This is a genomic window from Pyrobaculum sp., assembly GCF_049971835.1.
Taxonomy (GTDB): domain Archaea; phylum Thermoproteota; class Thermoprotei; order Thermoproteales; family Thermoproteaceae; genus Pyrobaculum.
The window spans coordinates 1-9,024 of record NZ_JBMFKV010000080.1; the positions used below are offsets into that span (position 1 = coordinate 1).

Annotated in this window: 8 protein-coding genes; 4 read left to right on the forward strand and 4 right to left on the reverse strand. The window is 55.9% G+C overall.

Annotated features, from left to right (window positions below):
• Positions 1 to 163: 163 nt before the first annotated feature.
• The 3 genes from ACP5J3_RS08020 to ACP5J3_RS08030 form a co-directional block, all read right to left on the reverse strand.
• Entirely contained in the window at positions 164 to 1,168 is a 1,005-nt protein-coding gene (locus tag ACP5J3_RS08020; protein ID WP_428495209.1) for an ATP-binding protein, read from the reverse strand.
• Positions 1,169 to 1,973: 805 nt separating this feature from the next.
• Positions 1,974 to 2,840 carry a hypothetical protein gene (locus ACP5J3_RS08025; protein ID WP_428495210.1) on the reverse strand — a complete coding sequence of 289 codons (867 nt, stop codon included), beginning with the start codon at positions 2,838 to 2,840 and terminating at the stop codon, positions 1,974 to 1,976.
• Between the two features lie 5 nt (positions 2,841 to 2,845).
• Positions 2,846 to 3,229, reverse strand: coding sequence for a hypothetical protein (locus ACP5J3_RS08030; protein ID WP_428495211.1), 384 nt, complete (start codon positions 3,227 to 3,229; stop codon positions 2,846 to 2,848).
• Between the two features lie 2,185 nt (positions 3,230 to 5,414).
• Between ACP5J3_RS08030 and ACP5J3_RS08035 the strand changes: the two genes are divergently transcribed.
• The 4 genes from ACP5J3_RS08035 to ACP5J3_RS08050 all read left to right on the forward strand — a co-directional run bounded on the left by ACP5J3_RS08035 (position 5,415) and on the right by ACP5J3_RS08050 (position 7,538).
• Entirely contained in the window at positions 5,415 to 5,630 is a 216-nt protein-coding gene (locus ACP5J3_RS08035) for a hypothetical protein (protein WP_428495212.1), read from the forward strand.
• 76 nt (positions 5,631 to 5,706) lie between these two features.
• Positions 5,707 to 5,871, forward strand: a complete 165-nt coding sequence (locus ACP5J3_RS08040; RefSeq protein ID WP_428495213.1) for a hypothetical protein — start codon at positions 5,707 to 5,709, stop codon at positions 5,869 to 5,871.
• 5 nt (positions 5,872 to 5,876) lie between these two features.
• On the forward strand, positions 5,877 to 6,095 hold the full coding sequence (locus ACP5J3_RS08045; protein WP_428495214.1) for a hypothetical protein: 219 nt from the start codon (positions 5,877 to 5,879) through the stop codon (positions 6,093 to 6,095).
• A 63-nt stretch (positions 6,096 to 6,158) separates the two neighbouring features.
• Positions 6,159 to 7,538: a transposase gene (locus ACP5J3_RS08050; RefSeq protein ID WP_428495215.1), complete on the forward strand. Its 1,380-nt coding sequence runs from the start codon at positions 6,159 to 6,161 to the stop codon at positions 7,536 to 7,538.
• 681 nt (positions 7,539 to 8,219) lie between these two features.
• Here ACP5J3_RS08050 and ACP5J3_RS08055 read toward each other — a convergent pair.
• Positions 8,220 to 8,765: a PaREP1 family protein gene (locus ACP5J3_RS08055; protein WP_428495216.1), complete on the reverse strand. Its 546-nt coding sequence runs from the start codon at positions 8,763 to 8,765 to the stop codon at positions 8,220 to 8,222.
• Positions 8,766 to 9,024: the final 259 nt, after the last annotated feature.

Genomic DNA, 9,024 nt, shown 5'->3' on the forward strand with positions numbered 1-9,024 from the left:
AGTGGCAGGGCTGGCGTCGCGGTGTAGGGCTGTTCTGCGGGTCGTGCCTATCTGTTCACCTGGTGCTGGGTTTGCCGCTGTTGGGCGTCTGCGGGAGGGGGGACATCTGCCGGCCGGCCCGCGCCGGAGGCTGGCGCGTCTGGGAGTGAGGGTGGCGCCGTGTTTATATCTCGAGGGCTTTCTTCACGGCTTCTCTGTGGAGGGGTGTCTGCCACGCGACGTGTCTTCCTATTCCCAGCTCGGGATCCCTCTCGGGTGGTGGGGTGTCTATCCAGAACCAGGTGTCTCTTTTGTGTAGGTTGTAGACTATGAGATTCCTCTTGTTTAACATGTCGATAAGTTCTTCGGGCGCGTCGGGGCTCCACAAGACGTCGGGGTCGTCTACGGCTTTTTCAAGCCAGGTGCGCCAGCGGCTCGCCAGCTGGGGGGTGACGTCTTTCTCCTTGGCGAGCCGCTCCACTAACCTCTCTACGTCCCAGCTGTGTTCGAGTAGGGTGGCCAGCGCCGAGGGGTTTCCGCCTGTCCACCTCCACACCTCCTGGAAGGGGGGCCTCTCGCCGGGGAGCTGATTGTACAGCTGCCGGAAGCCCTCCTCCGGCATATTCCACATGGGGTATAGGTCGGCCCATCTGTGCCTCCCGATTTCTCTCCTCGCCGCGCCTTCGCTTGTGGCGGCTACGGCGATTATGTTTTCGTACTCGCCTGGTGGGTATTCGATGAGGCCGAGCATCCACTTGACGTAGCTAGCCGCCTTGTCCAGGCCAATTGCTTGAAAAACGTCGTCTGCCAGCACCGCCACCTTCCTCTTCCTCTTCTTGCGTATGATGTATGTGGCGAGCTGTATGGCGAGGTCTGCCAGCTTCACCTCGGCGACGCCGCTCCTCTCGGCGGCGGCCTCCGCCAGCCTCTTCACTACCTCTTTTAGATCTACATATGCGATGTACTCTCTCTGAAGGGGGTTGACGTAGATTACGTCGAAGCCGAGCTCCCTCAGCAACTCGGCCGACTGCTTCAGCCAGGCGGTTTTGCCGCAACCCTCCGGTCCGAAGACCAGTTTTACAAACCTCGTCCCCCGGGTGGCCCACTCCTCAATTCTCTTCAGCCCGAGCTCTCTATCGACGAACTCGACGTCTACCCCCCTCGCCAGCTTCAGCCTAATTCTATTCACACAACGCTCCACATGCCGGAATTTAAAAATGCCCCCGGATTCACCGAGGGACAGAACGCAGATCTCGTCTCCCGCGCGGAATTTTTACTCCGTCCGCGTTTTGGGTCTGGTGGAGGTGTGCGTCGGGGGGCTGTTGGATCTCTGGTGGGTGTGCTCAGATCCCCGGGTTTTAAGAGCAACTTAAGGCGTTGGCTTGTTTAGCGCGGTGGGCGGTTGCCGCCGTGGTGGCTTGGGGCTTGTGCGGCTCTTTTATAAGCTGGGTTCTGGGGCGGGGACGGGCGTGACTAGCGGGTAAAGGGGGGCCGGGCGGGCCCGGCTTAACGCCTTATTTTTAGATATCTGCGAGCCGGGTTTTCGGCTGTCGTCCGTCCGGCGGATTTGTCAGCGTTGCGGGTTTATGATTTAGGCTTTGGCGCGCCGAGTGCCTCTCGGGCGTCTCAGGTGTGAGTGGCCTGGGCGGGCTTTATGGCGAGCCGGGTAGTGGCCGCTCGGAGGTTTAACTCTTAGGTGGAGCGTGGGGGTGGAGGGCGGGTCTTGACTCGGCGGCGCAGTTTAGAGCTACTGACCTGCTAAAGGGTTAAAGAAGAGAAACACTAAGCAGGTTCCCAGTCTAGTTAGTAGCGGAAAAGCGAAATTTCCCACCTATCGTTACGTTGAAGGGGGGAGCATCTGAAGGCGCGTAGACGTATAGATGCCCACCCCGCCTCCCGTGAGGCGGGTTGCGGAGCTATTTTCAAAACAGTCCGTATGTCATTGATTTTTTAGGAGGTTTAGAAGTCGTGGGGGGCGTACGGCTGGGGTTTTGTTATATTATTGATACGCCGAATAAGTAGAGCAACACGACGTAGAGGAGGTGGAGAAGTGTGGCTGTGCGTATGGCGAATACCCACGTCTCGTATGGCCAGCTGTCTATGGCTTGTGTAACTGTTAGAATTACTGGGATGATGGCGAAGTTGATGCTTAGCTTGTAGTTCTTGAAGAATATATACCAAACTGGTGGCGCTAGGTAGAGGGCGGCTAGCAAGCCGATGAGTAGGAACAGCACTGCGACATACCGCCGCTGTGGCCTTATCTCGATGGTTAACCTAAGCCAGCCGCCCTTCTTCAAGCGGATTCTATAGCCAATGGTTGGATCAAAGGAAATTTTAGGTCTGGGTGTTCTTACTTCGGCTATGGCCGCCGCCTCGTATCCCTTTGGCAAATCTACGTAGGGGTAGATAGATATGGATTTGTCGTAGACATTTAACTCTTCAAGCGTCAAAATCTTCGGCCCAAGTTTTTTGTACCTCTTTACATCAATTTTAAGCCCCAGCGGTATGGGGATCTTGCCTTTTCTAAGCCACCACCCGATGGGGATTAGGTAGGACAGCTTCACCGTGTAGTACTCGCCTTTCCTAAAGCTACGCCCTAATCTGATCAATAGTTTATTTTTACCAACTTCATAACTACTCGTAATTTCAAGCCTCTCGCCTCCCGGTCCCTCTACCTCTAGCCGTGGGTGGAAGGTAAGGCCTGGCTCTGGGCCTACGTGCCTATCCCGCCTAATTTCAAGAACTGCCTCCTCATCTCCGCAGTCTTTCTCCGCCTTAAGAGTGTACTCCTCTACCTTCTTGATATATTCCCAATTTAAGAAGAGGTACTTGAAGACGTGGCGAACTGTTGAAAAACACATTAAACTTACACCTTTTCTATGTGTTTCACCTCTCCTATTGTCTTTGTCTTGCGGCCAACTTTGAACACAAAGCCTTTTCCCACCTGTACCGGCTCTATGTAGCCCGCGGCGATGCCGAAAGCCACCGTGCCCAGGTCCTTGAACCACCTCCGTATTGGCAGAAATCTCGACGGCATAAACTGCCTCGCCGCCCTGGACGCCGCCACCACCCAGAAAGATCTCTCCTCCAAATCCTTCGCCTCCGCCGCCTTAATGATAAAGTGGTCCCAAGCCCCGCCTGGATCCCTCTCCGCCAGCCTCTCCGCAAGCCTAAGCGCCTCCTCTACCTTCCCCTCTCTATACAGCCTCTCCACCTCGCCAAGCTCCTTGACGGTAGGAGACTTCCCCATATCATGTCCATCGCCATTCTTAAAGCGCCACCGTACAATACGACGTATTTTCTGAATCCCCACGTTGCCCATGTAAGTAATAAACAATTTATTTATTAACGATTTTGCATGTTCTGCACGGCTTAATTCTCTTGATGCTCCTCTTTTCCGAGCGTCTAGGGGCGCGGGGGTGCCGTGGTGTCATGCGATCCCTCGGAGACGTGGTCGCCTTGCGCGATTTTGTCAGCGAGTTGCTGGGGTGAGAGGAGTTTCATGGAGAGAGTTGCTCCGCCTGTAGACTTAAAAGCATCTTAAGGCCCAGTTTTTAGGTCTGTACCACGCCTTAAGTTCCGCGTGTAGGCATAGTGGATTAATGCGCTCCCGTTGCTTTTTACTTCCTGATGTGCAAACGTTGTATGTATGTTGAAGGCATCTCTGAACACCTGAGGCCTTGTTGCGGATTCATCGTGGTAGATCAGTTGTCCTGTCTCGTATCTTGGTGGCGCCGTGTCGGGGGGTAGGCGCAGTTGAAGTCGATCGTAGGGGCGCGGCTTCTAGGGGTCGTATTGTCGTCGATATTTCGGCGGCGTATGAATTCTTCCACAACGCCGCTGTCTTTGGTTTGGCGCTGGAGCGTAGTTGGGACCGGACGGCGCTCTCTGACTGTCCTGCATGGTGGGGATGTGGTAAGTTGATGCTTGTTATGGCTTAATTTGACCATTTCTTGTTTCTCTGTTTTTTGGATTAACCCAAGGGTTGGGTGGCGAGGCGTGGAGTTTAAGTATGGGAGGGCTAGGAGGCCTCCGATTGGCGTGGTCGTTAGAGTTAGGTACTGCGTAGGCGAGATTATGGTAATTAGCTAGGTGACGGGCGGCGACATTGCGATATGGCGAGACCTTAAGTACCTGCTCTCGTGAATGCGTTGCTTGAAATAGGGCATACCCGAGGGGTGATGATATTCTCGAAAAAGACTGTATCGAGTGCTTATGACACAACTCCGCCGCCGGGGCTCTGGCTATCTATCTCAATCACTACAGAGCCTACGACTCCTAACGCGGCGTTAGGCTAAAATACTTGTAGAAGTTCAGATGCTCTATACGTGTCTAGCATTTCGTGGAGGAGAGTGTGCTGTAGCACGCTTATGTGCTTCGTGCCGTCGCTAAACTCATTGCGGTGTTTATTGTAATGGGTATAGACGTTTGTTAGTACAACCGCGCGCGTGGTTGTATCCCCGGCGCGGCGTTCGCACTAAGCTGGCGCGTGGCCTAGCTTCTGTGAAACTTCTGCATGCCAGCTTAGAGACGTGCTCAAGACTACAGACGGTGGTCCACATAAGACAGAGCAGAAATCTGATCCTGGCTATGTAGCCAAGCTCACCTGGGGATCGGCTCTCTATGCTGGGTTGTATGGTGGTTGGCGTCTGGCACCGGGTTCAAAACGCCCGCTTAACCACAGCGCCTTCAAAGGGCCAACAATACCAACTTGACGACAGCTGGGGGGAGTATACAGCACCAACAAAACATATTGGAATTCTCTCCACCTCGAAAGATCCTGCCACGGGCTTAGCTGGAGAAGCCAATGGACATGTCAAAAAAGACGCTAAATGTCACCCCGGCGACCGAAGACATGTAGCTGGCAGGTTTTGCCAACGGATTGTGTAGAGAGGCGCGGTTCCAGCTTTCGGCAACCGGGTGTAGATCTGAGGGCTAACCGTCCTTGCCGCTGTTGCGGGGTTATGAGCGGGCGCTCTCCTGTAATCCGGTGTTTTGTCTTGTGATGTATTGAGGGGGCGTGGCACACCGGAGGAGTCGTGCCTTTTGTTGCTGGCAATCCGGCTACGGATGCGTTGTTGTGTGCGGTGTTGGGGATGCTTTGCTTCGGCGGTTTGCGGCCCCCCATGGGGCAGTTTATGAAGTCATGGATCTTTTACCACCGCGGCGGTGAGGTGTCGAAGGGGTAAGGCAGGGTTCTGAGAGGGATGTGGGGTGTCTATTTAGGGAGGTGCGCTGGTGAGGTCTAGCTCGTTCCTCGGGCGCTACCGCGGAGGCCACATGCGGGGATCTGTACCCCTAAATAAAGCGTGTGGCTCGTTGCGGCGTCTCTGGCGGATGCGACGGAGATTGCACGTGGTTTATTGTGTCCTGGCTGATGGCGGCTGTGTGGCTGTGGTTGCGATAACCTTTTAACACTGTGTGTTGTATTAGATGTGGAGGAGGTTGTTGAGGCTTTTGAAGAGGGTAGGAGGGTTAGGAGGGAGTGGGCTGATTGGGAGTTCATAAACTCGTTGCCTCCTAAGCTGAGGGCGGCTTTGAAGTACTACATGGAGACGGGTGATATCTACGTGGCGTCGCGCATCGCCGGCCTCTCTGTCGATGAGTTTAACGAGCTGAGGATTAGGGCGCGCGTCCCCAGCGTCACGTGAGGCTATTGCTGATACCTCTTTTCTAGTGGATTGGGCTGGGTATTCCAATCGGAATCTCCTGTTTAGGCTTTTTGACGTGGTGCACGTCCCCGAGTCTGTTTTGAGGGAAATTAAGCTACCGCCGGCTGTAGATTGGGTTGCGGAGAGCCTCGCCGCTGGTAACATGGCGCTTTTCACGGAGACCCCCGACGTGGAGGAGGAGGCGCGTAGAATTATGGCGGCTGGCCGTAATAACCGCTGAAGAGGGTGGACTTCCCCGAGGCTGTGTGCCTCGCCGCTGGGGTGAGGTTTGGGTACGTCGTCTTGACTGAAAACGGCGGCGCGTATTTCGCCCCGAGGGTGCTAGGTCTGGGGGTAGAGGTGTGGCGGGCGTTTGAGGTCATTGTTGAGGCGTGGCGCGCCGGCTACGTTGAGGATGTCGTCGGGGAGTTGAGGAGGTATGAGAGAGAGGCGTTGCATTTATAGAGTGGCGGCAAATCTACCCCTTTAGGGCGGGAGTAAGGTTTTTTAGCCGGCGTTTATTTAGACATGGTGGTTAGGCGCTCGGTCGCAGTGCCGCTTCTGCTAGACGGAAACCAGTTCCTCGACTTTCTTGAGCTGGAGAGGGGGTATAAGAAAGCTAAGCGACTTGTTGTAGAGTACTTAGTGCAGAATTACAAGGGTAGGAGCGCTAGTTACTTCAAGGTGTGGCACGAGGTGAAAGACGCGGTGAGGCGGCTCGGCCTGCCGTCTGCATACGCCCAGCAGGCGGTTAAAGACGCCGTGGAGGCGTACAACGCCTGGACTGAGGCTGGCAGGAGGCCTCCCGCGGTTAGGCGCGTAGCGCCCTACGTCGCCGAGACCTCATGGCGCCCCAATTCGCTTACATCGCTGTCAGTACGCCTAATGTCTGAGAGGTACGCCGCGGAGCTCTGGCCCCACAAGCGCTTCTGGCTCTTCGAGTGGCTGGTCAGAATAGGCAGAGCCAAGAGATCGTCTACGATACGGCTGAGGCGGGTGAAGAACAGGGTATACGCCGTGTTTACGTACGAGGTGGAATCCGAGGCGGGAAAGGAGCCCGTAGCGATCATAGCCTTCGACGTGAACGAAAATACGGTATTTGCGGCTCGGGTGGACCTGAAAGCCACAGTCGACAGAGTGTCGCAGTGGAATCAGCAGTGGATTCAGCCCTCTATATCTATCCGCGTCTTTAGAACCGACTTCGGCCGTCTGGCGAAGAGATACGACGCGGTTAGGCGCAGGTGGGCGGAGGAGTTCACCGTAGAGATAGACGGAAAGAGGCTTTCTGGCGCCCACACGAGGGACTACAGGAAGAGGGTTAAGAGGTTGAGGGAGCGGGACAGGAAGCGGGATAAGGTAAACAAGGTCGCCCACGAGCTCACTAGGGAGCCAGCAGTCCTCGTGACGGAGAACGTCGGTAAAAAGCCGCAGGAGGAGATGGTAGAGGACAAAAAGAGCCCACGGCTCAGACACCGGATAAAGCAGACGCCCATTAAGGCCGTGGTAGAGAAGGTTAGGGATAAGGCGGAGGAGAGGGGACTAAAGGTTCTGCTGGTGTCGGCCTACAGAAACTCTAAGACCTGTCCAATACACGGCGTTGAGATGTCCTTCCCCCTCGGCCCAAAGCTCGGCCTCTGCCCGAGGGGCCACTGGGTGCACAGAGACGTAGCCTCTGTGCTGAATATGTTGAAGAAGGCAACAGAGAAACTGGAGGGGAAGTACGCAGAAGCCGTTAAGAGAGCTCTATCCGCCGTGGACGAGAAGATGTTAGAGGAGTGGTCCAGGCAGGTGCTGGAAGCAGAGGGGTCTATCCGAACCCCAAGGCCCGCCGTGCTGGCCCGGGCCAGCCCCATGACCCCCGCCGGGCGAGGAGACGGTGACCCCGATGGGGACCGAGGGCGCCCATGAGCCGCCCCTCAGAGGGGCGGGGAGGAGGCCAGGAGGACTTCAGAGAGTTGCTGAGAAGGGCAAATATTCCAATTGTCTTGTAGCGACTCCGCCATTGCACGGTAACCACCGTGGGAGGGCGCAGGTCAGTAAGGGCCGCCGCCGTAGTGTTGGGCCATCTGGTCATAGGCCGGTGTGTCGCAACCGCCGCGCCGTATGTGGAGATGTTGCGCACCGCGGCTTGACATCGATCTGCGATCTCACAAATGGGTAGCCTAGTTGGATAGGAGCGTCTGGGATCTGGCTAGTTTCTGGATCTGGGCCGTTTGGGGTTGCTGGAGTATTTGTGCAGAGCGAGGGAGCGCCGTGGCGCATCTGCGCTAGGTCCGTGGCTGTGCTGGAGGCTATGCGGCTAGATTAGGGGCGCCCTTCACCTTTTCTGGATACCGCCGTGGCGGCGCCGTGTGTGCGGCGGAAAAGTTTATAACTTCGTGTGTAGAAGAGAGGCGCCGGGCGGGCTCCCCTAAGCTCCCTGTCTTCAGAAGTCTGTCCGCGTGGGTCCGGTCATCGCCCGCCCGGCGAATGTAATTATGCCGAGGGTTTAAGAATTGGATGTGGGAAGGGTTTTGTGGTTTTTTGTGTTGTCTGGGTTTTTTGCCGAGTTTGTGGGCGGCGGATGTGAGGATCTCCTAGGTGCGGCGGCTAGCGGAGGGCTGTCTTGAGCTCTTCCAGTGCCTTTTCTAGCTCTTGGCTCCACTTGACGCGGGGTTTGAGGAACTCGGCGTATCTAATCACTCCCTGGACGAGCTTAACCACGTCGTAAGCCGCCTCCTCGCTACTCCTGTACTTAGAGAGAGCCATATCTGGATCAGGCCCGTGGTACTGGTAGTCGTGGAGGTCGAGGGCCTTGTCAGTCCACAGAGAGATGTCGGGGTGGCCTATCTGCTCCAGCATCTGGGAGAGGGTTTTCATCCTCCCAGTGGGCAGTCGGGGCACCGCCGTCGACTCTAGCCACTTCCTCTCCTCCTCTGTCTTGGTGAGAGTTTTCAATTTGTCAAGTTCAAGCTTGAGGAGTGCGGCCAGCAACGCCCTCCACGCCTGGAAGGCCTTGCCGGCGGCGTTCCTCACAAGGCCCTCCTCGAGGTATCTCAACGCCAGCCGGGCCTCCACTAAAGCCTCTAGGAGGCGGGCTGTTACATAGCCTTCGCTGGTGGGTTTAGGTAGGGGCTTATCCAAAGTCTTTGCCAGAGCCACGTCTACGTTACCCAGTTTATATTTAACTATTGGAGCTTCTGGTGGCCGCCGCTCTGTAGTGGGCAGGCGTGTGGGCTGGGGTGGTGGCTGTAGGCACCTACCTCAACACCCCCGCGTCTTTACAGGTGTCTAGCGTCTTTATGCGTGGCTCTGGAGTATTTTCCTGGCCTCGTCTAGCATTTTCTTGACTTTGTCTACGCCTGTCTTTATGTATTCTATTGTTAGCTTGCCTTCGTGGAATCCCCAGACGTGT

Excerpts from the sequence above, each read along its gene's own strand:
- ACP5J3_RS08030 (WP_428495211.1), bottom strand. The coding sequence starts at position 3,229 with ATGGGGAAGTCTCCTACCGTCAAGGAGCTTGGCGAGGTGGAGAGGCTG.
- ACP5J3_RS08050 (WP_428495215.1), top strand. The coding sequence starts at position 6,159 with ATGGTGGTTAGGCGCTCGGTCGCAGTGCCGCTTCTGCTAGACGGAAAC.
- ACP5J3_RS08025 (WP_428495210.1), bottom strand. The coding sequence starts at position 2,840 with ATGTGTTTTTCAACAGTTCGCCACGTCTTCAAGTACCTCTTCTTAAAT.